Source organism: Bradyrhizobium sp. SZCCHNR1093, from assembly GCF_032381175.1.
In the GTDB taxonomy this organism is placed as follows: Bacteria; Pseudomonadota; Alphaproteobacteria; order Rhizobiales; family Xanthobacteraceae; genus Bradyrhizobium.
In genome coordinates, this window is the sequence record NZ_JAUHJJ010000009.1 from 66,336 (window position 1) to 89,794 (window position 23,459).

Annotated in this window: 18 protein-coding genes and 1 riboswitch; of the genes, 12 read left to right on the forward strand and 6 right to left on the reverse strand. The window is 63.6% G+C overall.

The window, feature by feature from the left end; all coding sequences use genetic code 11:
* Nucleotides 1-5: 5 nt before the first annotated feature.
* Nucleotides 6-115, reverse strand: a riboswitch (SAM-I-IV-variant riboswitch).
* A 189-nt stretch (nucleotides 116-304) separates the two neighbouring features.
* Nucleotides 305-784, forward strand: a complete 480-nt coding sequence (locus QX070_RS24860) for an energy transducer TonB (protein WP_315739800.1) — start codon at nucleotides 305-307, stop codon at nucleotides 782-784.
* A 143-nt stretch (nucleotides 785-927) separates the two neighbouring features.
* Here the strand turns inward: QX070_RS24860 and hyi are convergent, their stop codons facing one another.
* The 5 genes from hyi to QX070_RS24885 form a co-directional block, all read right to left on the reverse strand.
* Nucleotides 928-1,719: a hydroxypyruvate isomerase gene (gene hyi / locus QX070_RS24865; RefSeq protein ID WP_315739801.1), complete on the reverse strand. Its 792-nt coding sequence runs from the start codon at nucleotides 1,717-1,719 to the stop codon at nucleotides 928-930.
* A 45-nt stretch (nucleotides 1,720-1,764) separates the two neighbouring features.
* Nucleotides 1,765-3,552 carry a glyoxylate carboligase gene (gene gcl / locus QX070_RS24870; protein ID WP_315739802.1) on the reverse strand — a complete coding sequence of 596 codons (1,788 nt, stop codon included), beginning with the start codon at nucleotides 3,550-3,552 and terminating at the stop codon, nucleotides 1,765-1,767.
* 169 nt (nucleotides 3,553-3,721) lie between these two features.
* Nucleotides 3,722-5,524: an adenine deaminase gene (locus QX070_RS24875; protein WP_315739803.1), complete on the reverse strand. Its 1,803-nt coding sequence runs from the start codon at nucleotides 5,522-5,524 to the stop codon at nucleotides 3,722-3,724.
* A 972-nt stretch (nucleotides 5,525-6,496) separates the two neighbouring features.
* Nucleotides 6,497-7,330, reverse strand: a complete 834-nt coding sequence (locus QX070_RS24880; protein WP_315739804.1) for an IclR family transcriptional regulator — start codon at nucleotides 7,328-7,330, stop codon at nucleotides 6,497-6,499.
* Nucleotides 7,331-7,455: 125 nt separating this feature from the next.
* The gene (locus tag QX070_RS24885) at nucleotides 7,456-9,597 is read right to left on the reverse strand and encodes an acetate--CoA ligase family protein (RefSeq protein WP_315739805.1); all 2,142 of its coding nucleotides are present in this window, start codon (nucleotides 9,595-9,597) and stop codon (nucleotides 7,456-7,458) included.
* Nucleotides 9,598-9,822: 225 nt separating this feature from the next.
* On the opposite strand from QX070_RS24885, the gene QX070_RS24890 reads away from it, so the two are divergent.
* The 4 genes from QX070_RS24890 to QX070_RS24905 all read left to right on the forward strand — a co-directional run bounded on the left by QX070_RS24890 (nucleotide 9,823) and on the right by QX070_RS24905 (nucleotide 15,200).
* Nucleotides 9,823-10,518 (forward strand): GntR family transcriptional regulator, encoded by a 696-nt coding sequence (locus tag QX070_RS24890; protein WP_409998125.1) that lies wholly within the window; start codon nucleotides 9,823-9,825, stop codon nucleotides 10,516-10,518.
* A 61-nt stretch (nucleotides 10,519-10,579) separates the two neighbouring features.
* On the forward strand, nucleotides 10,580-12,313 hold the full coding sequence (oxc, locus tag QX070_RS24895) for an oxalyl-CoA decarboxylase (protein WP_315739806.1): 1,734 nt from the start codon (nucleotides 10,580-10,582) through the stop codon (nucleotides 12,311-12,313).
* A 65-nt stretch (nucleotides 12,314-12,378) separates the two neighbouring features.
* Nucleotides 12,379-13,656, forward strand: coding sequence for a formyl-CoA transferase (gene frc, locus QX070_RS24900; protein ID WP_315739807.1), 1,278 nt, complete (start codon nucleotides 12,379-12,381; stop codon nucleotides 13,654-13,656).
* Nucleotides 13,657-14,372: 716 nt separating this feature from the next.
* Nucleotides 14,373-15,200 carry a hypothetical protein gene (locus QX070_RS24905; protein WP_315739808.1) on the forward strand — a complete coding sequence of 276 codons (828 nt, stop codon included), beginning with the start codon at nucleotides 14,373-14,375 and terminating at the stop codon, nucleotides 15,198-15,200.
* Between the two features lie 53 nt (nucleotides 15,201-15,253).
* Here the strand turns inward: QX070_RS24905 and QX070_RS24910 are convergent, their stop codons facing one another.
* Nucleotides 15,254-15,730 carry a peptidoglycan-binding domain-containing protein gene (locus QX070_RS24910; protein WP_315739809.1) on the reverse strand — a complete coding sequence of 159 codons (477 nt, stop codon included), beginning with the start codon at nucleotides 15,728-15,730 and terminating at the stop codon, nucleotides 15,254-15,256.
* A 450-nt stretch (nucleotides 15,731-16,180) separates the two neighbouring features.
* Between QX070_RS24910 and QX070_RS24915 the strand changes: the two genes are divergently transcribed.
* The 7 genes from QX070_RS24915 to QX070_RS24945 all read left to right on the forward strand — a co-directional run bounded on the left by QX070_RS24915 (nucleotide 16,181) and on the right by QX070_RS24945 (nucleotide 23,445).
* Nucleotides 16,181-16,318 (forward strand): hypothetical protein, encoded by a 138-nt coding sequence (locus QX070_RS24915; protein WP_315739810.1) that lies wholly within the window; start codon nucleotides 16,181-16,183, stop codon nucleotides 16,316-16,318.
* A gap of 402 nt (nucleotides 16,319-16,720) precedes the next feature.
* On the forward strand, nucleotides 16,721-17,707 hold the full coding sequence (locus tag QX070_RS24920) for a Bug family tripartite tricarboxylate transporter substrate binding protein (protein ID WP_409998124.1): 987 nt from the start codon (nucleotides 16,721-16,723) through the stop codon (nucleotides 17,705-17,707).
* A gap of 9 nt (nucleotides 17,708-17,716) precedes the next feature.
* A complete protein-coding gene (locus QX070_RS24925; RefSeq protein ID WP_315739812.1) occupies nucleotides 17,717-18,211 on the forward strand; it encodes a tripartite tricarboxylate transporter TctB family protein in 495 nt (164 codons plus the stop codon).
* 41 nt (nucleotides 18,212-18,252) lie between these two features.
* Complete coding sequence (locus QX070_RS24930; protein WP_315739813.1) at nucleotides 18,253-19,752, forward strand: tripartite tricarboxylate transporter permease; 1,500 nt, start codon at nucleotides 18,253-18,255, stop codon at nucleotides 19,750-19,752.
* Between the two features lie 209 nt (nucleotides 19,753-19,961).
* Nucleotides 19,962-21,248 carry an oxalate/formate MFS antiporter gene (gene oxlT / locus QX070_RS24935; RefSeq protein ID WP_315739814.1) on the forward strand — a complete coding sequence of 429 codons (1,287 nt, stop codon included), beginning with the start codon at nucleotides 19,962-19,964 and terminating at the stop codon, nucleotides 21,246-21,248.
* A gap of 242 nt (nucleotides 21,249-21,490) precedes the next feature.
* Nucleotides 21,491-22,804 carry an oxalate/formate MFS antiporter gene (oxlT, locus tag QX070_RS24940; RefSeq protein ID WP_315739815.1) on the forward strand — a complete coding sequence of 438 codons (1,314 nt, stop codon included), beginning with the start codon at nucleotides 21,491-21,493 and terminating at the stop codon, nucleotides 22,802-22,804.
* 221 nt (nucleotides 22,805-23,025) lie between these two features.
* Nucleotides 23,026-23,445 carry a CBS domain-containing protein gene (locus QX070_RS24945; protein ID WP_172114347.1) on the forward strand — a complete coding sequence of 140 codons (420 nt, stop codon included), beginning with the start codon at nucleotides 23,026-23,028 and terminating at the stop codon, nucleotides 23,443-23,445.
* The last annotated feature ends 14 nt before the right edge of the window (nucleotides 23,446-23,459 follow it).

Genomic DNA, 23,459 nt, shown 5'->3' on the forward strand with positions numbered 1-23,459 from the left:
GGTGGCTTGTCCCGTTTAGTTGCCGGACCGGCCACATCTTCTTCCGAAGGAAGAAAGCCACCTTGCTCGGGGAGCAGGTTGGCGCTGGGCGTCGGCCCAACTCTTGATGTTGGAGTTGACGATAGCTGGCACTATCGAGCTTGGCAAGCACGCCCCAGTTTGAGGAACAACGCGCGGCCGCTCCTGGCCCAACGCGGACCTTTTCAGCCGACGCTGGCGACGTACGGGACGGGCGCTTCGCGCAACTGCGCCATACCGGCAATTTTTGGTTGTGAATTATCTTCGCGTGTGATGGAATCCGCTTATGAACGCGAGAATTCCTTCGCTGGCCGGTCTGTTCGTACTGCTACTGGCTTCGGCGTCTTTCTCATATGCGCAAACGGAAAGTGTCGGCGCTCAGGCAAGCGCTCGCGAAGCGTGGAAAAAGAAGATTGTAATACTATTAGTGAGCAAGAGAACGTTTCCGCCAGGGGCGGCCGGTCAAAGTGGCACGGCCAAGGTCAAGTTTGTCATTGATCGGCAGGGGAAACTGATTTCCAGAGAACTGGTGGAAAGCGCCGGCTCCGAGTTACTCGATACGGCGGCCCTAAGTATGATTGAGCGAGCGGAACCATTTCCGGAGCCGCCCGCAGAGATGAGCGACGATAGCTTCACCTTTACGGTACCCATCAACTTTGCCAACAGGAAGCAGTTGCCTTGGGCAGGCGGACAATGGCCTGCTGAGTGGGTCGACGAGCAGAAGAAGATTGACACAAAAATTCACGGCATCTGTCGTGGCTGCTAAGGCGTGAGTGAAACTCACGCGCAACAACATTGAAGCTGCGCCATCCTGTAGCGCTCGATGCAATCCATAAGCCTCGCGTGAAGAGACAGGAGCGGCGGCATCTTCCTCGGCAGCAAACCCGGGCTGAATGGCACGTAGTAAACTCAGCTCGCGGGAACGATCGCGCGATCGGTCAGCCAGCCCAGCCCGTCCATCGTCGTCGTCCGCGGCTTGTACTCGCAGCCGATCCAGCCGCGATAGCCGATCGCATCCAGATGCCGGAACAGGAAGGCGTAGTTGATCTCGCCGGTGCCGGGCTCGTGGCGGCCAGGATTGTCGGCGAGCTGGATGTGAGCGATGCGGGCGAGATGCTTCTGCACGGTGCGCGCCAGATCGCCCTCCATGATCTGCATGTGGTAGATGTCGTACTGGACGAACAGATTGTCGGACTCGACCTCGGAGATCAGCTGCAGCGCCTGGGCGGTGCGGTTGAGGACAAAGCCGGGAATGTCGAGTGTGTTGATCGGCTCAATCAAGAGCTTGATCCCCTGCGCTTTCAGCGCGGTTGCCGCGAAGCGCAGGTTGCGGACCAGCACCTGGTTGAGCTCGCGCGGGTCGGCATCATCAGGCGCTATCCCGACGAGGCAGTTGACCTGGCGGCAGTCGAGCGCCCGCGCGTATTCGATGGCGCGACGAACGCCGTCGCGGAATTCGTCGACGCGATCCGGCAGGATCGCGATGCCGCGCTCGCCCGCGGCCCAATTGCCGGCGGGCAGATTGTGCAGCACCTGCGTCAGCCCGTGGCGCGCCAGCTGCTCGCGCAGCTCCGCCTTGTCGAAATCATACGGGAACAGATACTCGACGCCGCTGAAGCCAGCCGCCTTGGCGGCGGCAAAGCGGTCGACGAACGGAAGCTCGTTGAAGAGCATCGTGAGATTCGCAGCAAAGCGCGGCATGTCATGGTCCTCGAATTGGTCCTCGAATGAGAACGGTCGCTGCGATCAGGCCGGCTGCAAGGTGCGCGGCGGCTCGGCCGGGGTGTCGTCGACCGGCAGGTCGAGCACCTCCTCGAATTCGACGACGTTGTCGATCTCGGTCCCCATCGCAATGTTGGTGACACGTTCGAGCACGAACTCGACCACGACAGGCACCTGGTACTCCGCCATCCATTCGCGCGCGATCGCAAACGCCGCCTGCGCCTTGTCGGGATCGGTCACGCGGATGGCCTTGCAGCCGAGACCTTCGGCGACGGCTATGTGATCGACGCCGTAGCCGCCGACCTCGGGCGCATTGATGTTCTCGAACGACAGCTGGACCTGATAGTCCATCGAGAAGCCGCGCTGCGCCTGCCGGATCAGGCCGAGATAGGCGTTGTTCACGACGACATGAATGTAAGGCAGGTTGAACTGGGCGCCGACCGCGAGCTCCTCGATCAGGAACTGGAAATCATAGTCGCCCGACAGCGCGACGATCTCACGCTTCGGATCCGCGACGCGCACGCCGAGCGCGGCCGGCAAGGTCCAGCCGAGCGGCCCCGCCTGCCCCGCATTGATCCAGTTGCGCGGGCGGTGGACGCTGAGGAACTGGGCGCCGCCGATCTGCGACAGGCCGATGACGCTGATGTAGCAGGTGTCGCGGCCGAACGCCTTGTTCATCTCGTGATAGACGCGCTGCGGCTTGATCGGCACCTGGTCGAAATCGCTGCGCCGGAGCATGCTGCGCTTGCGGTCCTGGCACGCCGCGGGCCAGGCCTGCCGCTCGCGCAATTTGCCCGCCTTGCGCCATTCGCGCGCGACGCTGAGGAACATCTCCAGCGCCGCCTTCGCATCCGAGACGATGCCGAGGTCGGGGTTGAACACGCGGCCGATCTGGGTCGGCTCGATGTCGACATGCACGAAGCTGCGCCCTTTCGTGTAGGTCTCGATCGATCCGGTGTGCCGGTTGGCCCAGCGATTGCCGATGCCGAGGACGAAATCGGACTCCAGGAAATTGGCATTGCCGTAGCGATGGCTGGTCTGCAGGCCGACCATGCCGGCCATCAGCGCGTGATCGTCGGGAATGGCGCCCCACCCCATCAGGGTCGGCACGACCGGCACGTTGACGGTCTCGGCGAACGCGACCAGCAGATCGCTGGCATCGGCATTGATGACGCCGCCGCCGGCGACGATCAACGGGCGCTCGGCGGCGTTGAGCATCTCGAGCGCCTTTTCGATCTGCTTGCGGGTTGCGGCGGGCTTGTAGACCGGCAGCGGCGCATAGGTCTCGTCGTCGAACTCGATCTCGGCGAGCTGCACGTCGAGCGGCAGGTCGATCAGCACCGGCCCCGGCCGGCCCGAGCGCATGATGTGGAAGGCCTGGCTGAACACGCGCGGCACGAGCCCTGGCTCGCGCACCGTCACCGCCCATTTGGTCACGGGCTTGGCGATCTGCTCGATGTCGACGGCCTGGAAATCCTCCTTGTAGAGTCGCGCGCGCGGCGCCTGCCCGGTGATGCAGAGGATCGGGATCGAATCCGCAATCGCCGCATAGAGCCCGGTGATCATGTCGGTGCCGGCCGGCCCCGAGGTGCCAATGCACACGCCGATATTGCCGGCCTTGGCGCGGGTGTAGCCCTCGGCCATGTGCGAGGCGCCCTCGACGTGGCGGGCGAGAATGTGGCGGATCGAGCCGCGCCGCTGCAGCGCGGAATAGAGCGGGTTGATTGCAGCTCCGGGAACGCCGAAGGCGCAGGTGACGCCTTCCTTCTCCAAGATACGCACCGCAGCATCGATCGCCCGCATCTTCGCCATCTCGCGCCTCCCTCTGGTTGATGCGCGAGCTTCGCTGCTGGCAGCTACGATCTCAATTCACTCGTCGATTTTTCCCACGATGCGGCACGCTCGGCAAAACACCGGCGGCCTCAGTTAGTTAGGACAGAAGTCAGCTGACATGTCCTAACAGGATGAGGCCTCGCGCACGCTATTCGAACAGCGGCGCGAGCTCCATCTGCGGCACCAGCACGAGGCCCTTGTCGGTGATACGAATTTCCGGAATGACCGATAGCGGAATCAAATTGAAGCCCATGTAGGGAATGGTGCAGCCGGCCTCGCGCCATTCGGTCTTCAGGAGCTTCACCTGCTCAGCAACTTCGGTGATGCGCTTGTCGGACAGGAGCCCCGCGATCGGCAGCGGAACCATCGCCTTCACCTTGCCGTCGGCGACGACGCAGACACCGCCCTGCTGCGCGCCGATCGCGGCGACGGCGGCCTGCATGTCGGCCTCGTTGGTGCCGGCGACGATGATGTTGTGGCTGTCGTGGCCGACGCTGGACGCGACCGCGCCGCGCTTCAGGCCGAAATCCTTCAAGAGCCCATGCGCCACATTGCCAGCCGACTTGCCGTGGCGCTCGATCACCGCGACGAAACAGAGCCCATGGCGCGCAAACAGCGTCTCCCAATCGTTCGCCGGCTCGATCGCGACCTTGTCATGGATCAGCGTGATGCCCGGCAGCGCCGTCTTGATCGCATTCACGGTGCACGCCTTGGTCGGCAGCTCCGGCGTCAGTTTCATCTGCGCCGGCAGCTTCACCGTGGCATAGGCGGCCTTCGGATACTGATAGCGCTGCGACAGCGCCTGATCGAGACGCGGCGTGATCCTGCCCTTGTCGACGACGAGCTCGCCGCCATACCAGGTCGTTTGCGGCTTGAGGCCGTCGTCGAGCAAAACCAGATCGGCGCGGCGGCCGCCGCCGAGGCCGCCGATCTCGCCATCCATCGCAAAGCGCGTCGCGCCGTGCAGCGAGCCCATCGACCACGCCTGCTCCGGCGACATCCCCGCCTTCACCGCCTCGCGCACCACCCAGTCGAGTCCAAACAGCATGAGATCGTCGGCATCGCGATCGTCGGTGCACACCGCCGTGCGCTTGTGCGAGGCGCCGAGCTCGGTGATGGTGCGGATCGCCTGCGGCAGGCTGTGCCACGGGGTCGTGGGCGGACCACCGCGCAGGAAGATCCAGACGCCGGCATCCAGGAGATCATCGGCGATGTCGCGGTCGATCGCCTCATGCGTGTCGGTGACACCGCTCGCCGCATAGGCGGCGACGAATTCGCGGCCATAGACATGGCCTGACACCGGCCGTCCCCGCTGCAGGGCCGCGGCGAGAATGGCATGGCTGCGCTCGTCGCCCATGCAGACCGGCACGAAATCCATCTTCTCGCCGAGCGCGACCGCCTCGGGCCAGCGATCGAACAGGCCGGCGATCTTGTCCGGCGTGAGGTCGCCGCCCGCGGTCTCCAGCGCCGCCGATGTCGCCGGCACCGTCGAGGGCACGGTGAGGAAGATCGACAGCGGCGCCTGCCGCGCATCCTCCAGCATCGCCTCGACACCGGCGACGTCCATCACGTTGCCGATTTCGTGGCTGTCGCAGAAGATCGTCGTCGTGCCGTTGAGCAGCGCGGCCTCGGCATAGGCGCAGGCCGTCACCATCGAGGATTCGATGTGGATGTGCGGATCGACCAGCCCCGGCGCGATGATGCCGCCGGCCGCGTCATGGAGCGCGAAACCGCTGCCGAGCGCCTTGTGGGCACCAGCCGGCTTCACCGCCGCGACCCGCCCGCCGGTGATCCACAGTTCGCGCGAGGGGTGGATGCGCTCCGAATAGGTCGACAGCACGCGCGCGCCGGTGATCACGAGATCGGGCGCAACGCGGCCCGAAGCGACATCGGCGAGGCGCCGCGTCATCGTGTGCAGAGGGGCGACCGAGAAGCGGGTGAGTTTGGTCATGGCACGAACTCGCTGGACGTGTTGGGCGATGCACCGCGATGGTTGCGCGATGCACGCGTCCCGGCAAGCCCAAATAGATCGGCAGCCCTGACCACGGCTTGAGCAGCGGGTGAATAGCCCCCTCCTCCCTCCCCTCGAAATATCCGCGCCTCCATTGTCCTCGGAGACGGACCGCAACATCGGATTGCCCAACGCTCGAGCCGACGAGCCAGGGAGCTCGACAGCAACTCAGGCCGGGCCGAAGCGTCCTTACGGACGCTCCTTCACAACGCGGCAATGCTCACTGCTGCTACGGCGCGCAGACGCAGTTGCAGCCGGCTGCCGTGAGCGTCATGTGCGCCTTGTTGCCTTTGGTGCAATGGTCTTGCGTAAGGACGCAATGAGGTCCACGCGGGGAGGCACGCTTGACGGCTGTGCAAGTCCCCGGGCCCGGGGCCTGGGCGAATGCCGATTCGGAGACAAATAACAGGCCGAGGGCCAAGGCACCGATGATCGGAATGCTCCCGCCCCTCCTTCGCCGATGCCACGCAGTCAAGTCGTCGCCGTGGTTGGCTGACCGCGATTTCGTCCGCACATGAGTGGCCATATCAAGCTCCCTTCGTTTGCAAGGCCTTCATAATCAGGCCGCGGCTTCAGAACGTTGGCCGGCTTCAGGGCGAACAACATTTGTTATCGCCCGACACTCCAGCTTTGCGGGACGGTCGCACCGACGCCGCTTAGCCTAGTAAGTGCAACGGCAACTTTAAATTACATTTATTAGGATAGTATCATAGAGATTGCATATCGGCAACGAGCAGAAGCGCGAAATCGCTCAACGGCACGCGAGGAAAGGGTTGAGCTGAATTTTGGACGGAAGGCGCCCCAAGCGACGAACAAGGGAATCATTCCGGTGATGGTGCACTCACCCCTCCGCCCGTGCGTTGGAGTCAGTTGCACTGTCATCGAAACGTTGCACCCTGCCGAAACATCCTGTTACCGAAACGTTCCGGCCGGCGGCGTCACGCCGCCGAGCGCCGCCGTGAGCTCGGCCGCGACATCCCGCACCATTGCTCCGATCACAGCCACCCGCTCATCGGTCAGCCGGCTCGCCAGGCCCGAGACCGAGATCGCCGCCAACGGCTCGCGGCAGGAATCGTGGACGACGGCGGCGATGCAGCGCAGGCCGATGCGCGCCTCCTCGTCGTCGACGGCATAGCCCTGGCGGCGGATGGTCTCGAGCTCGCGGAACAGGTCGCTGGCGCGGATGATGGACTTCTCGGTCAGGCGCGGCATGCCCTGGCGGTGGATGATGCCGTTGACGTCGTCGTCGGAATAGGTCGCGAGCACGGCCTTGCCCATGCCGGAGGCGACCATCGCCAAGCGGCCGCCGACCTTGGTCAGCGAGCGCATGATCTCGCGGCTCTCCAGCCGCATCAGCACCATCAGCGATTCATCGTCGACGACGGCGAGATTGGCGGTCTCGCGCGACTGGTCGCGCAGCCTTCGCAGATAGGGAATCGCCAGCGCCACGAAATTGCGCCGGCGCGTGAAGGTCGCGCCGACGGCAAAGCTCTGCGCGCCGACATGCCATTTCGACTCCATGCGGTCGAACTGCACGAAGCGGCGCTTTTCCAGCGTCGTCAGCAATCGATGGACGGTGGAGGTCGACAAGCCCGCACGCACGGCGAGATCGCTGAGGCGATAGCCTTCATCGTCCTCGGCGAGAATCTCAAGGATCTGCAGGGCGCGTCCGACGGATTGCACGCCGCCGTCGCGGGGCTCGGCCGCGGCATCTGCGCGGGACTCAATCGTCTTGCGACGGATCACGTGGCGCCTCTTTGCACCGTCATCGAAGGCGGCGCCGTTGCAGGACGGACGGATCTTGCTTGGGTATGCCTACAAAGAAAGTGCCGCTCCGGCGAGGGGCCGGAGCGGCATTCGCGTCAGATCAATCAGAGCAGGCCGGCGCCGCGCGCCCACTTGTACTTGGCGCCGAGCACCTCGACCGGCAGCTCGGTCGAATAGGCATAGGCCGGGATGCCGTTCTGGTAGAGATATTCGGCGGCTTCCTCGACCTCGACGTCGCCGGCGAGCGAGGCGACGATCGGCTTGACGAAGCCCTTGGCCTCCATCTCCTTCTTCACCTCGACCATGTTGCGCGCGAACACCATCGGCGGGGTCACGATCGTGTGCCAGTAGCCGAGGATCAGCGCGTGGATGCGGTCGTCCGACAGGCCGAGCTTGACCGTGTTCACATAGGTGATCGGCGGCTCGCCACCGGTGATGTCGACCGGGTTGCCGGCGGCACCGAACGGCGGGATGAACTTGCGGAAGGCGGCATCGAGATCCGCGGGCATCGCCATCAGCGACATGCCGTTGTCGACGACGGCGTCGGAGAGCAGCACGCCCGATCCGCCGGCGCCGGTGATGATGACGACGTTCTCACCCTTCGGCGTCGGCAGCACCGGCACGCCGCGGGCGAATTCGAGCAACTGGCGCAGCGAGCGGGCGCGGATGACGCCCGACTGCTTGAGCACGTCCTCGTAGATCTTGTCGTTGCCGGCAAGCGCGCCGGTGTGCGACGAGGCGGCCTTGGCGCCGGCCGAGGTGCGGCCGGCCTTGAGCACGATGACCGGCTTCTTCTTGGAAACGCGCTTGGCGGCTTCGGCGAAGGCGCGGCCGTCCTTGAGGTCCTCGCAGTGCTGGGCGATCAAATTGGTGTTGGGGTCCTGCTCGAAGAAGGCGAGCAGATCGTCCTCGTCGATGTCGGACTTGTTGCCGAGGCCGACGATCGCCGAGACGCCCATCTTGGCCGAGCGCGAGAAGCCGATGATCGCCATGCCGATGCCGCCCGACTGCGACGACAGCGCCGCGTGGCCCTTGACGTCGTAGGCCGTGCAGAAGGTCGCGCAGAGATTGGCCGGCGTGTAGTAGAAGCCGTAGATGTTCGGCCCCATCAGGCGGACGTTGTACTTCTTGCCGATCTCGACGATCTCGGCCTGCAGCTCGGGCTCGTTGGCTTCGGCAAAGCCCGAGGGAATCAGCACCGCGCCGGGGATCTGCTTCTCGCCGCATTCGATCAACGCGCCGGCGACGAACTTGGCGGGAATCGCGAACACCGCCGTGTCGATCACACCGGCCACGTCCTTGACGCTCTTATAGGCCTTGTAGCCGAGGATCTCGGAGGCCTTGGGATGGATCGGATAGATCTCGCCCTTGTAGCCGCCATTGATCAGGTTCTTCATCACCGAGTTGCCGATCTTGCCGTCCTCGGCGGAGGCGCCGATCACGGCGATCGCCTTCGGCATCATGATCCGCTTCATCGCGGTGACGATTTCCTCGTTCGAGCGCGGCGCCGGACGCGGCTTGTAGTCGAAATCGACGACGATACGGACGTCGGCGGCGATCGCGCCGTTCTTGGTCGCGAACACGGGGTTGAGGTCGAGCTCGACGATCTCCGGGAAATCGCTGACCAGCTGCGACACCTTGACGATGACGTCGGACAGCGCCTCGCGGCTGACCGCGTCGCCGCCGCGCACGCCCTTCAGCATCTCATGCGCCTGGATGCCGTCGAGCATCGACAGCGCGTCTTCCTTGGTGGCGGGGGCGAGGCGGAATGTCACATCCTTCAGCACCTCGACCAGCACACCGCCGAGGCCGAAGGCCACCAGCTTGCCGAACGATCCGTCGGTGATCGAACCGACGATCACCTCGGTCCCGCCGGTCAGCATCTGCTGTACCTGGATGCCTTCGATCTTGGCGTCGGCCTTGTACTTCTTCGCATTCGCGAGAATGGTCTCATACGCCTTCTGCGCGTCGTCAGCGGTCTTGACGCCAACGATGACGCCGCCGGCTTCCGTCTTATGCAGAATGTCGGGCGATACGATCTTCATGACGACCGGAAAACCCATGTCGCCGGCCAGCTTGGCCGCCTCGGCGGCGGATTTGGCCAATCCCTCCTTCGGCACCGGAATGCCATAGGCGTCGCAGACCACCTTGCCCTCGGGGGCGGTGAGGCTGGTGCGCTTGTCGGCCTTCACCCGATCCAGCACTTCGCGGATCGTGGCCTTGGCGTTCGGGATGGCGTCAGACATTGGGGGCTTCCTCCTGGGGATTGATCGCGGTTTATGGCATTTGGTATGCCAGAAGCAAACTTTGTCAAGCGCATCGAAGATGTGGAAACGCGGAAAATAGGTCGCCTTGACAGTCTGGCATCTGGCATGCCAAAAATATTGGACGCAAAATGCTGTACACAGGCATCTCCCAAGGAGAGGAGATCGGTCTTGTCTACAGAGAAAACAAACAAGGCATTGCCCATCATGGCCGAGGCCGACATCGCGATCACTCGCATCGCCCCGGAGACGAGCTTCAAGAATAAGGCCTACGAGGCCTTGAAAGAAGCCATTCTCAAGATGGACATCTACGCGTCGCCCGAGCCGGTGATGCTCGACGAGCGCGCTCTGTCCGAGCGCCTCGGTGTCAGCCGCACGCCTATCCGCGAAGCGATCGCGATGCTGGAGCAGGACGGCTTCGTGAAGACCGTGCCGCGTCGTGGCATCGTCGTAGTGCGCCGGACCAAGACCGAAATCGTCGACATGATCCGCGCCTGGGCGGCGCTGGAGAGCATGGCGGCGCGCCTGATCACGACGATCGCGCGCAAGAAGGACATCAGCGCGCTGCGCGACTACTTCAAAGATTTCGGCAAGGACCGCCCGCCGCAGGAGCACATCGAGGAATATTCGAAGGCGAACATCGCGTTTCATCAGGCGCTGATCTCGCTGTCGGAATCGCCCGTGCTCGTCGACATGACCAACGACATCCTCCTTCACGTGCGCGGCTATCGCCAGCTCACGATCGGACGCACCGACCGTATCGCAGCCTCCCTGCCCGAGCATCTGGCGATCATCGAGGCGCTGGAGGAACGCAACACCGAGCTCGCCGAAAAGCGCGCCCGTGATCACACGCTGGGCCTCGCGACCTATGTCGAGACGCACGGCCAGGAACTATTCAGCTGACAGGTTCAAACAGAAGAAGACGCCGCAAAGCGCCTTCACAGACGACCAGGGAGAGAGGCGCATGGCGCAGACTGCTGTTAAGACCGAGGCACCGGACACGCACGAGGAGCTCACGGACGGCTTTCATCTCGTCATCGACGCGATGAAGCTGAACGGGATCGACACGATCTACAACGTGCCGGGCATCCCGATCACCGATCTCGGTCGCATGGCGCAGGCTGAAGGCATCCGCGTGCTCTCCTTCCGTCACGAGCAGAACGCCGGCTATGCCGCCGCGATCGCCGGCTTCCTCACCAAGAAGCCGGGCGTGTGCCTCACGGTCTCGGCTCCCGGCTTCCTCAACGGCCTCACTGCGCTCGCGCATGCGACGACGAACTGCTTCCCGATGATCCTGGTCTCGGGCTCCTCGGAGCGCGAGATCGTCGACCTGCAGCAGGGCGACTACGAAGAGATGGATCAGCTCGCGATCGCCAAGCCGCTGTGCAAGGCGGCGTTCCGCGTGCTGCACGCGCAGGACATCGGCATCGGCTTCGCCCGCGCGATCCGTGCCGCCGTCTCGGGCCGCCCCGGCGGCGTCTATCTCGACCTGCCGGCAAAACTGTTCGGCCAGGTGATGAATGCGCAGGCCGGCGCAGCCTCGCTGGTCAAGGTGATCGATCCGGCTCCGGCGCAGATCCCCTCCCCCGACTCGGTCAAGCGCGCGCTCGATCTGTTGAAGAACGCGAAGCGCCCGCTGATCATCCTCGGCAAGGGCGCTGCCTATGCCCAGGCCGACGAGGCGATCAAGACCTTCGTCGAGAAGAGCGGCGCGCCGTTCCTGCCGATGAGCATGGCCAAGGGCCTGCTGCCCGACCTGCATCCGCAATGCGCCGGCGCCGCACGTTCCACCGTGCTGAAGGACGCCGACGTCGTCATGCTGATCGGGGCCCGCCTCAACTGGCTCTTGTCGCACGGCAAGGGCAAGAGCTGGGGCGAGCTACCTAAGAAGTTCATCCAGGTCGACATCGAGCCGAAGGAGATGGACTCCAACGTCGAGATCGCCGCCCCCGTGGTCGGCGACATCGGCTCGGTCGTCACGGCCTTCTCCGAGGCGATGGGCAGCAACTGGGCCAAGGCACCGGTCGAGTGGACCTCTTCGGTGCAGAAGAAGCGCGAGGACAACGTCGCCAAGATGGCGCCGCGGCTGATGAACAACAACTCGCCGATGGACTATCACGGCGCGCTCGGCGTGCTCCGCACCATCATCAAGGAGCGTCCGGACGCGATCCTGGTCAACGAGGGCGCCAACACGCTCGACCTCGCCCGCGGCGTGATCGACATGTACCAGCCGCGCAAGCGCCTGGACGTCGGCACCTGGGGCGTGATGGGCATCGGCATGGGCTCGGCCATCGCCGCCGCGGTCGAGACCGGTAAGCCGGTGCTGGCGATCGAGGGCGACAGCGCCTTCGGCTTCTCCGGCATGGAGGTCGAGACGATCTGCCGCTACAATCTTCCGATCTGCGTCGTCATCTTCAACAATGACGGCATCTATCGCGGCACCGACCAGAACTCGGCGGGCGACGATCCGGCGACCACCGTATTCGTCAAGGGCGCCCGCTACGACAAGATGATGGAAGCCTTCGGCGGCGTCGGCGTCAACGCGACCTCGCCAGACGAGCTGAAGCGCGCCGTCAACGAAGCGATGGATTCCGGCAAGCCGACCTTGATCAATGCCGTGATCGATCCTGCAGCCGGATCCGAGAGCGGCCGTATCGGCAACCTCAATCCGCAGAGCGTGCTGACGAAGAAGAAGTAAGGCCACCCGCAAGACATCACCTGCCCGCGAGTTGCGGGATGACCATTCGTTACGGAGAGCAACACATGACCAAGGCGCTCGAGGGCGTTCGCATTCTCGATTTCACCCACGTCCAGTCCGGACCGACCTGCACCCAGCTGCTGGCCTGGTTCGGCGCCGACGTGATCAAGGTGGAGCGGCCGGGCGTGGGTGACATCACCCGCGGCCAGCTCCAGGACATCCCCAACGTGGACAGCCTCTATTTCACGATGCTGAACCACAACAAGCGGTCGATTACGCTCGACACCAAGAACCCCAAGGGCAAGGAGGTTCTGACCGAGCTGATCAAGAAGTGCGACGTGCTGGTCGAGAATTTCGGCCCCGGCGTGCTCGATCGCATGGGCTTCCCCTGGGAGAAGATCCAGGCGATCAACCCGAAGATGATCGTGGCGTCGATCAAGGGTTTTGGCCCTGGCCCCTACGAGGACTGCAAAGTCTACGAGAACGTCGCGCAGTGCACCGGCGGCGCCGCCTCGACCACCGGCTTCCGTGACGGCCTGCCGCTGGTCACCGGCGCGCAGATCGGCGATTCCGGCACCGGCCTGCACCTCGCGCTCGGCATCGTCACCGCGCTCTATCAGCGCACCCACTCCGGCAAGGGCCAGCGCGTCACCGCCGCGATGCAGGACGGCGTGCTCAACCTCTGCCGCGTCAAGCTGCGCGACCAGCAGCGCCTCGACCACGGTCCGCTCAAGGAATACAGCCAGTTCGGCGAGGGCGTGCCGTTCGGCGATGCCGTGCCGCGCGCCGGCAATGATTCCGGCGGTGGCCAGCCGGGCCGCATCTTGAAGTGCAAGGGCTGGGAGACCGACCCGAACGCCTACATCTACTTCATCACCCAGGCCCCGGTCTGGGAGAAGATCTGCGACGTGATCGGCGAGCCGACCTGGAAGACCGATCCGAACTACGCCAAGCCCGCCGCCCGCCTGCCGCGCCTGAACGAGATCTTCGGGCGGATCGAGCAGTGGACCATGACCAAGACCAAGTTCGAGGCCATGGACATCTTGAACGAGTTCGACATCCCCTGCGGCCCGATCCTGTCGATGAAGGAAATCGCCGAGGACGAGTCGCTGCGCAAGACCGGCACCCTGGTCGAGGTCGACCATCCGACCCGCGGCAAGTATCTCTCGGTCGGCAACCCGATCAAGCTGTCGGACAGCCCGGCCGACGTCACCCGCTCGCCGCTGCTCGGCGAGCACACCGACGAGGTCCTGCGCCAGGTGCTGGGCTTCAGCGACCACCAGGTCGCCGAAATCCACGACTCCGGCGCGCTCGATCCGCCGCGCAAGGAAGCCGCGGAGTAAAGGACGGGCGCGGCGCGAACGCCGCGCGTATGCGTTCCATCGACTCAAAAGCCGCCGGCATCGCCCGGCGGCTTTTTGACTTTTGCGGTGAAAGATTGATGTCTCTTCCGCAGACACCGGCGGGGACCTTGGTCTCGGCCTGCGCTGCGGATCACCATTACGGGCCACGGCCGGCCTCAGGGTGAAGCGGACATGACGCAGTCGCCGACGTTTCGACCGTATAACCCAGAGCTGACCTTGGTCGCGACTTCATGTTAGTCTCGTGCGATCGAACACATTGCCAGACCCTCGGGCACGCTTGCAGACTGGCCGTGTCGGGCAATTCTGCCCCTTCTTTGCCGAAAAGCGAATTATGCGACATGTCGCCAATGCGCGGCTGAAACAGCGCGCGAAACTCGTGGACGCCCAGCCGTCAGAGAGAGAATACATCCATTCTACACTACAGAACCGAGACCTACCGGCCAGGGAAAAAATTGAGCAAACACTATTGAACTTAGCCACCGCGCTTGGGCGAACGGTCGTAAGCCGAATCACGATCCGGGACGGCACGACCATGTATTCAGTTGATGGTTCGGCCTACCAGCGAGGTGCAAACGCTATCCTTGAGCTTTCGCGGGAAATCGTAGAATCTCGGGGCCAATGAACACCGGGTGCACTGTTAGCGAAACCATCGACTTCCGAAATGAAAGCGAGACGTCCGTTGAGGAGGCCTCCCAGTGGCCCATTGGTTTCAAAAAGGCTGGCTGCTCATTTCCCTGATGTCCGCCGTGCTTTCAGCGCCGACCGGCGTTGCACGTGCTCTGGACGACGCGAGTGATCGCGAGAGCTATGACCGTGCGGTCTCCTATTGCCGGTCGATCTGGCCGCCGAGAGCCATGACGCTGAGCCCGGACAAGCGCATCATGTGTTTCGACACGACGATGCTTCCAGAAGTCGACGTATCACTGACGAAAGTACTCGAGCTTGGTGGGCTCTTCGTCATCCGCAGCACCGGCGGGAGGGAAGACAAAGCCCTCGAACTCGCCGATCTCATTCGCGAGCGGCATGCGACCGTTGTCGTCTATGACTACTGCTTCTCGGCCTGCGCCGAATTCATCATCACCGCTCCCGACCAAACTTACGTGCTCAAGGACGCCCTCGTTCTCTGGCATAATCCCCAAAGCAGCGACCCGGCCCGTCCCTATTGTGCATTCCTCAAGACACCACGCGACGGCGGTCCGAGGGGCTTGCGGCGTGGACCATGTCGCGAGGGAAGCGACACCGTCGAATACTCATCGGCGCGCCAAGCTCGGTTTCTTTGGGAGAGAGCCATCGATCCCTCGTCTGTGATGCCGCCCGACAGCATCTACGTGAGACGAAGAGTGGCCAGCCTCTACGCAGAGACAGGGGTGGATCACGACATCCTATGGACGCTCAACCCGAGATATTATCCGCGTCTCTTTAAGGCAAACATCGTCTTTGAAGCCTATCCACAAAGTCAGGAAGAGGTCGATGCGGTCGCGGCCCGATTGGGCATCACGGCGAAGATCATCTACGATCCATGAGCGCCGCAAGTGCCTGTCGGTCGGCAATCCGACCAAGCTGTCGAACAGCCTGGTTACCTGCCGAATATTCCGCCCACCACCCGATGCATCGCGCCGCCGATCGCGCCGATGGGACCTCCCACATTCCGCTGACGTCGCGCGCGTCCCGTGCTGCGACGGGCCTGGCGGTCGGATTTGGCAGCCTCGGTGGCCGCGTCCATCAGCGCCTTGTGCTGGGCAGCATTGAGGAAGCCGGTCGCGGGGTAGCCGCGCTCCTCCTGCCAATGGGCAAGGGCGGCGCGGGTCGAATCGTCGAACGTCCCGTTGATCTTGGTGCCGAACCCGAGCCGGGTCAGCCCTCGTTGCACGGCGCGACGCTTCGCCTTGGTGAGGCCGATCTGATTCTCGGCCTGCTGATTGGCGTCCTGGGCAGCGATCACGGTATCGGCGGGTGCCGACGCTTCACGAGGTGTGCTGCTCAGACCAGCGTGAGCGACCTGCGCGCTTCCGGCGATCGCCAGGATGGACAGTGCCAGGATCAAGGCGCGCATGGCCTTTCCTTCGCCCTCAGGTCTGCTGATGATACGTTTCGAGGAATACAGCGCGACGGACTGAACGATCAACATCCGGCGGCGCCACTCCGCTTCATTGCAGAGTAACTGCGGCCCGGGCAGCACAGTTCCCTCACCTCGGGCCGATTGTTCCGTCGCGTTGCACGCGGGGGGATAGACGCACGGGATGGCAGCTCTCAGCAGTCGCCGAGATACCCCGACTTTGCCGGCTCGGTCCGCCAAGCAGGATCGAGCCGATCCGGTGCCCAGGTTGGGCGGCTCTTTCCATATGAAAATGCCGCCTTCAATAAGGAATCCAAATTGTTGCATTCCTGCTGCAGCGCAAAATCCTCATACCGCTATGCAATATGATCCGTTGTATCTGGCATCTGGTATACGTAAATTCTCCTCAGTCAGAACGTCGTACCGCCCAACTGATGGAGACAAACCATGGCCAAGACCGCCGCCCTCCCCCTCGTTCAGCCCGTGTCCCTGTTCGGCCGCCTGCTGGCGACCCTCGATCGTGTTCTCATGACCAGCGCCCGCGCCGCCAACCGCAACGGCGACCTGCCGTATTTCGGCCTCTGAGGCCGGCGCGCTTCGCGCGCGCAAGCAGCATCGAAGCCCAATCAAGAGCCCCGGACCTCCGGGGCTTTTGCTTTTGCGACACCCCCCCGCGGCCTGCGACAAATTGGCCCCGTGAGCATCCCAACCGATCTCCTCAATTGCGGTCGGTCACCTCTTCATACCAAAATCAAATCGGTCGATTTGCTGCGGATGCACGTCTTGCTGCATGACCCAGGCCGCTACTACAACTTTTGGCTGCATGGGCATTGCGAGAGAGTCCAAGGCCGACGGCGACCTGAAGCGCGTCACGGTGGAGGATGACACCGGCCGGACTCGACGGGTCAGTGGTTCGATTGGGCATAGCGGCCGGAAGAAGCCGTGCGGTCCGGGAATGAAGGGGAGAAAGCGTCGATGAAGCGTTCCATGCGCGTGGCCGTTGTGGCCGGCGTCGCCCTGATGGTGGGGCATATCCCGGCTCTGGCGGGATGGGAGCCCGTCCGGCCCGTCGAGTTCATCGTTCCGGCCGGAACCGGCGGCGGTGCCGACCAGATGGCTCGGACGATTCAGGGCATCGTCACCAAGCACAATCTGATGAAGCAGCCGCTGGTCGTCATCAACAAGTCCGGCGGTGCCGGTGGCGAAGGCTTCCTCGACGTCAAGGCGTCAGCCGGCAACCCCCACAAGATCATCATCACCCTGTCGAACCTGTTCACGACGCCGCTCGCGACCGGCATCCCGTTCAGCTGGAAGGACCTCACACCGGTCGCCATGCTGGCGCTCGACGAATTCGTGCTCTGGGTCAACGCCGACAAGCCCTACACAACCGCCAAGGACTACATCGACGCGGTCAAGCAAGGCGCGGGCATCCTCAAGATGGGCGGCACCGGCTCGAAGCAGGAAGACCAGATCATCACGGTGGCCATGGAGAAGGCGACCGGCGCCAAGTTCACCTACATCCCCTACAAGGGCGGTGGCGAAGTGGCCGTGCAACTGGTCGGCAACCACATCGACTCCACCGTCAACAATCCCATCGAAGCGGTGGCGCAGTGGCGCGGCGGCAAGGTCAGGCCGCTCTGCGTGTTCGACGACAAGCCGATGGGCTACGGCGAGCAGATCACCGACGGCAAGGCCTGGAAGGACATTCCGACCTGCAAGTCGCAGGGCCTCGACATCGAATACCTGATGCTGCGCGGCATCTTCATGTCGCCGCGGGCCACCAAGGACCAGATCGAATACTATGTCGACCTGTTCAAGAAGGTGCGGGAAACCCCGGAATGGCAGGACTTCATGAAGACCGGCGCCTTCAACACCACCTTCATGACCGGTGCGGACTACGCGAAGTGGGTTGAGACCGAAGAGAAGCGTCACGAGCTCCTGATGAAGGAAGCCGGCTTCCTCGCCTCGAACTGAGCGGCTCGCATGAGAAGCCAGGGAGGATCCGCCGGGCCCAGCCACAAGGCGGTCGAACTCGGCGTCACGCTCGCGATCGCGCTGTTCGGGATCATCGTGATCCTCGGCAGCGTGAAGGCGGGGATCAATTGGGGCGCCGAGGGGCCGCGCGCGGGATTCTTCCCGTTCTACGTCGGCCTGTTCATCATCGCGGCGAGCGCGATGAATGTCCGCAACACGCTGCGCGAGGCTGACGGCAGCGTCTTCGCCGAATGGCGTCAGCTCCGCCAGGTCATGAGCGTGGTGGTGCCGACGGCGATCTATGTCGGCGCCCTGCCCTTCACCGGTCTGTACGTCGCCTCCATGATCTTCATCGCCTGGTTCATGCGTTGGCTTGGCAAATATGGCTGGCTCACGGTGGCGGCGGTCGCGATCGGAATGCCGGTGGTGACCTATCTGATCTTCGAGCGCTGGTTCATGGTCCCACTGCCCAAGGGGCCGGTCGAGGATTGGCTCGGACTCTGACACGAAAACTCATCCGCTGAGGGTTGCAGGACCAAGCTGGCATGGAAGAACTCGCCAATCTGTTTCACGGCTTCGCAGTCGCGCTCCAGCCCTTCAACATCATGGTGATGATCCTCGGGATCGTGCTCGGGGTGATCATCGGCGTGCTGCCGGGATTGGGCGGCGCCAACGGCGTCGCGATCCTGCTGCCGCTGACCTTCAGCATGCCGCCGACCTCGGCCATCATCATGCTGTCCTGCATTTATTGGGGTGCCTTGTTCGGCGGCGCCATCACCTCGATCCTGTTCAACATACCCGGCGAACCATGGTCGGTCGCGACCACGTTCGACGGCTACCCGATGGCGCAGCAGGGCAAGGCCGGCGAGGCGCTCACGGCAGCGTTCACCTCGTCCTTCGTCGGCGCGCTGTTCGCGGTCATCATGATCACGCTGATCGCGCCGCTGGTGGCCGGCTTCGCGCTTCAGTTCGGCCCGGCCGAGAAATTCGCCGTCTACTTCCTCGCCTTCTGCAGCTTCGTCGGCCTGAGCAAGGAGCCGCCGTTCAAGACGATCGCGGCGATGATGATCGGCTTCGCGCTCGCGGCCGTCGGCCTGGATTCCATCACCGGCCAGCTCCGGCTCACCTTCGGCATCACCGAGCTGCTCAACGGTTTCGACTTCCTGATCGCCGTGATCGGCCTGTTCGGCATCGGCGAGATCCTGCTGACGATGGAGGAAGGCCTGAGCTTCCGCGGCGGCAATGCCAAGATCAATCTGCGGGTGGTGCTGCACACCTGGAAGGAGATGCCGGCGTATTGGCTGACGTCGCTGCGCTCCTGCGTGATCGGCTGCTGGATGGGCATCACCCCCGCCGGCGCGACACCGGCGTCGTTCATGAGCTACGGCATCGCCAAGCGCCTCTCCAAGCGCGGCAAGAATTTCGGCCGTGGCGAGATCGAGGGCGTCGTCGCGCCGGAGACGGCGGCCCATGCGGCGGGCACGGCGGCGCTGCTGCCGATGCTGTCACTCGGCGTGCCCGGCTCCCCCACGGCGGCGGTGCTGCTCGGCGGCCTCTTGATCTGGGGCCTCCAGCCCGGCCCGATGCTGTTCGTCGAGCAGAAGGAATTCGTCTGGGGCCTGATCGCCTCAATGTATCTCGGCAACCTCGCCGGCCTGCTCGTCGTGCTGACCTGCGTGCCGGTCTTCGCGGCGATCCTGCGCATTCCCTTCAGCATCATCGCCCCGCTCATCCTGGTGCTCTGTGCGATCGGCGCCTATTCGGTGCACAGCAGCACGTTCGACGTCGTGCTGATGCTGGTGTTCGGCGTGCTCGGCTATCTGTTCAAGAAGTGCGGCTATCCGCTCGCGCCGCTGGTGCTCGCCATCGTGCTCGGCGACAAGGCCGAGGAGGCCTTCCGGCAGTCGCTGCTGGGATCCCAGGGATCGCTCGCGATATTCTTCTCCAACGGACTGGTCGGCACCATCATGGCGCTCGGGTTGATCGCGCTGTTCTGGTCGGCGATCCAGCAGGGCTACAACCGGTTGCGGGCCGTCGCCGCATAAACTCGCCCCTACTCCGATAGTTGAGCTACAAATATCCTCTGCTGCGTCGTATTGTCGCTGCAGCGATTTGCCTTGCTTCTACAGGGTTTTTTCGTCGATCGCTGGGCTACCAGCGAGCACGGGGTCGATGAATCCGCTTGTCTATTGGCATATCATATACCAAACTCCGCATAGCTGTTAGGACAAAAATAGACAGCCCTGGAGGAAACATGACGGACTTGGCTCACGCGGGGGCGCCCGCATCTGCAAGAGTAAGCGACGCCTATCGCTGGACGCAGCTCGCGGTTGGCGTCCTGGCGATGGTGATGATCGCCAACTATCAATATGGCTGGACCTTCTTCGTCCCGGATATCGCCAAGACGTTCGGCTGGGATCGCGCCTCGATCCAGTGGGCCTTCACCCTGTTCGTGCTGTTCGAAACCTGGCTCGTGCCGGTCGAGGGCTGGTTCGTCGACAAATACGGCCCGCGCATCGTCGTGCTCGTCGGCGGCGTGCTCTGCGCGATCGGCTGGATGATCAACGCCTACGCCACCTCGCTCAACGGCTACTATCTCGGCATGATCATCGCGGGCATCGGCGCCGGCGGCGTCTACGGCACCTGCGTCGGCAACGCGCTGAAGTGGTTTCCCGATAAGCGCGGCCTCGCGGCAGGCATCACGGCAGCCGGCTTCGGCGCCGGCTCGGCGCTGACAGTCGCGCCGATCCAGGCCATGATCCGCGACTCCGGCTTTCAGACCACCTTCCTGTATTTCGGTCTCGGCCAGGGCATCATCATCGTCATCCTCGCCTTCTTCCTGTTCGCGCCCAAGGAAGGCCAGGTGCCGGCCGTTGCTCAGAACACGAACCTGGTGCAGAGCCGTCGCAACTACAACCCGACCGAAGTGATCCGTCAGCCGATCTTCTGGCTGATGTACTTCATGTTCGTGATCGTCGGCGCCGGCGGCCTGATGGTGACGGCCAACCTCAAGCCGATCGCCGGCGACTGGAAGGTCGACAACATTCCGGTGACGCTGATCGGCATGACCATGACGGCGGTGACTTTCGCAGCCACCATCGACCGCGTGCTGAACGGCCTGACGCGTCCGTTCTTCGGCTGGATCTCCGACAACATCGGCCGCGAGAACACGATGTTCATCGCGTTCGGCATGGAAGGCATCGGCATCTGGGCGCTGTACATGCTGGGCCATGATCCGGTGTGGTTCGTGATCCTCTCCGGCTTCGTGTTCTTCGCCTGGGGTGAGATCTACTCGCTCTTCCCCTCGACCTGCACCGACACGTTCGGCACCAAGTTCGCCACCACCAATGCCGGCCTGCTCTACACCGCCAAGGGCACGGCCGCGCTGCTGGTGCCGATCGCGAACTACATGCAGCAATCGAGCGGCAACTGGGATCGCGTCTTCATCATCGCGGCCGGCGCCAACATCCTGGCATCGATCCTCGCGATCGCGGTGCTCAAGCCCTGGCGGAGGGTCGTGGTGCAGAAATCGACGCTCTGACGCATCCCTTCGCGCTGCAACAAAAAAATAAAAAACGCGTCCAGATTGACGACGCTCGGCATTTTGCCGAGCGTTTTCTTTTGCTTGGCGGACGATTTCGGTCTCGCTGCAAAGCAACATGTCGCACCCTGTGTCGCAGGCCATATTGCAGACTGGAATATATTATACCAGAATGGTTCCGTGCGCAGATGAGGAGCGCGCTTGCAGCGGCATCCTCCAAGAGAGCGCGTTTGGGAGGACACATGGTTTCCAGCACAGAGGCAACACCGCCTGTCCAGGCACAGTCCAGCGGCTTCCGCTGGATCCAGCTCGCAATGGGCATCGTCTGCATGGCGATGATCGCCAACCTGCAATATGGCTGGACGCTGTTCGTCGATCCGATCGACGCGAAGTTTCACTGGGGTCGCACGGCGATCCAGCTGGCCTTCACGATCTTCGTCGTCACCGAAACCTGGCTCGTGCCGGTCGAGGCCTGGTTCGTCGACAAATACGGTCCGCGCGTCGTCATCATGTTCGGCGGCGTCATGATCTCGCTAGCCTGGATGCTGAACTCCTACGCCGACTCGCTCACCCTGCTCTACGCCGGCGCCGTCATCGGCGGCATCGGCGCGGGCGCAGTGTACGGCACCTGCGTCGGCAATGCGCTGAAATGGTTTCCCGACCGCCGCGGCCTCGCCGCGGGTGCCACCGCCGCGGGCTTCGGCGCCGGTGCCGCGCTGACCGTGGTGCCGATCGCCAGCATGATCGCCTCGAGCGGCTATCAGAGCGCCTTCTTCACCTTCGGCATCGGCCAGGGGCTGGTCGTGTTCGTGCTCGCGATCTTCCTGCGGCCGCCGACGGTTGCGGCGCCGACCCGCAAGAAGCAGCTCAATCTGCCGCAGAGCAAGATCGACTACACGCCGCCGCAGGTGCTGCGCACGCCGATCTTCTGGATCATGTATCTGGTGTTCGTCATGGTGGCCTCGGGCGGCCTGATGACCGCCGCCCAGATCGCCCCGATCGCCCACGACTTCAAGATCGCCAACGAGCCGGTGACGCTCGCCGGCTTCCAGATGGCGGCGCTGACGTTTGCGATCTCGCTCGATCGAATCTTCGACGGCTTCGGCCGCCCTGTGTTCGGCTGGATCTCCGACACGATCGGTCGCGAGCACACCATGTTCATTGCCTTCGGCACGGCCGCTTTGATGCTGCTGACGTTGTCGAGCTACGGGCACAACCCGATCGTGTTCGTGCTCGCGACCGCCGTCTATTTCGGCGTGTTCGGCGAAATCTACAGCCTGTTTCCGGCGACCTCGGGCGATACGTTCGGCAGCAAATACGCCGCGACCAACAACGGCATGCTCTACACCGCGAAGGGCACCGCCTCGCTGCTGGTCCCGCTCGCGAGCCTCGTCTCCGCAAAATATGGCTGGCAGGCCGTGTTCGTGATCGGCGTCGGGCTGAACGCGACGGCCGCATTGATGGCGCTGTTCGTGATCAAGCCGCTGCGCCGCGCCTTCATCCTCGGCAAGGAGCCGGTTACCGAGCCGGTGACGCAGGACGCCCGGATGGCGTGACGCCACTGTTTCTTCCCGCGACTTCAGGAGGCGCACCACGGTGCGCCTCCTTTTTTTGCGCCGGGGCAGGACGCTGGCGCGTCATATCCGGCAGCTCCGGCAGTGTCGCTGACGTGTTTTTTCGGTGGCCGAGCGCACGAAAAGCCGTCAAACCCGATTGACTTCTGGCATAACGTATACCAGACTTCCCTCCGTTCACTATCAACAAACGGGAGGGTGCCATGAAAGTCGGAGACATCCTGCGCAACAAGACGGCGCGCGTGATCACGGTGCGAATGAACGAGACCGTCGGCGTCGCGGCGCAGCTGATGCGCGCCAGCAATGTCAGCGCCCTCGTCGTCAAGGACGTCGTCCGCACCGAAGGCAACACCGCGGCCGGCATGTTCACCGAACGCGATGTCGTACGCGCCATCGCCGAGCATGGCGCCGCCGGCGTCAACCTGAAGGTCTCGCAGTTGATCTCGCCGCAGCGGCTGATCTCCTGCAGCACCGAGGATACGCTCGAGCACGTGCGGCACCTGATGAACGTGCATCACATCCGCCACCTCCCCGTCATCGTCGACTTCGCGCTCGCCGGCGTCATCAGCATGCGCGACGTCTCCAGCGCCTTCGACGAAGCGGAAGCTCCGGTCGCCGCCTGACGCGTCCAGCCCGG

Bases quoted from the DNA above. Each gene is read 5' to 3' on its own strand.
- oxc (WP_315739806.1), top strand. From the start codon at position 10,580: ATGGCGCAGACTGCTGTTAAGACCGAGGCACCGGACACGCACGAGGAG.
- QX070_RS24920 (WP_409998124.1), top strand. From the start codon at position 16,721: ATGCGCGTGGCCGTTGTGGCCGGCGTCGCCCTGATGGTGGGGCATATC.
- QX070_RS24910 (WP_315739809.1), bottom strand. From the start codon at position 15,730: ATGCGCGCCTTGATCCTGGCACTGTCCATCCTGGCGATCGCCGGAAGC.
- QX070_RS24930 (WP_315739813.1), top strand. From the start codon at position 18,253: ATGGAAGAACTCGCCAATCTGTTTCACGGCTTCGCAGTCGCGCTCCAG.
- QX070_RS24915 (WP_315739810.1), top strand. From the start codon at position 16,181: ATGGCCAAGACCGCCGCCCTCCCCCTCGTTCAGCCCGTGTCCCTGTTC.
- QX070_RS24925 (WP_315739812.1), top strand. From the start codon at position 17,717: ATGAGAAGCCAGGGAGGATCCGCCGGGCCCAGCCACAAGGCGGTCGAA.
- QX070_RS24860 (WP_315739800.1), top strand. From the start codon at position 305: ATGAACGCGAGAATTCCTTCGCTGGCCGGTCTGTTCGTACTGCTACTG.
- gcl (WP_315739802.1), bottom strand. From the start codon at position 3,552: ATGGCGAAGATGCGGGCGATCGATGCTGCGGTGCGTATCTTGGAGAAG.
- QX070_RS24945 (WP_172114347.1), top strand. From the start codon at position 23,026: ATGAAAGTCGGAGACATCCTGCGCAACAAGACGGCGCGCGTGATCACG.
- QX070_RS24885 (WP_315739805.1), bottom strand. From the start codon at position 9,597: ATGTCTGACGCCATCCCGAACGCCAAGGCCACGATCCGCGAAGTGCTG.
- QX070_RS24875 (WP_315739803.1), bottom strand. From the start codon at position 5,524: ATGACCAAACTCACCCGCTTCTCGGTCGCCCCTCTGCACACGATGACG.
- oxlT (WP_315739814.1), top strand. From the start codon at position 19,962: ATGACGGACTTGGCTCACGCGGGGGCGCCCGCATCTGCAAGAGTAAGC.
- hyi (WP_315739801.1), bottom strand. From the start codon at position 1,719: ATGCCGCGCTTTGCTGCGAATCTCACGATGCTCTTCAACGAGCTTCCG.
- frc (WP_315739807.1), top strand. From the start codon at position 12,379: ATGACCAAGGCGCTCGAGGGCGTTCGCATTCTCGATTTCACCCACGTC.
- QX070_RS24890 (WP_409998125.1), top strand. From the start codon at position 9,823: ATGGCCGAGGCCGACATCGCGATCACTCGCATCGCCCCGGAGACGAGC.
- oxlT (WP_315739815.1), top strand. From the start codon at position 21,491: ATGGTTTCCAGCACAGAGGCAACACCGCCTGTCCAGGCACAGTCCAGC.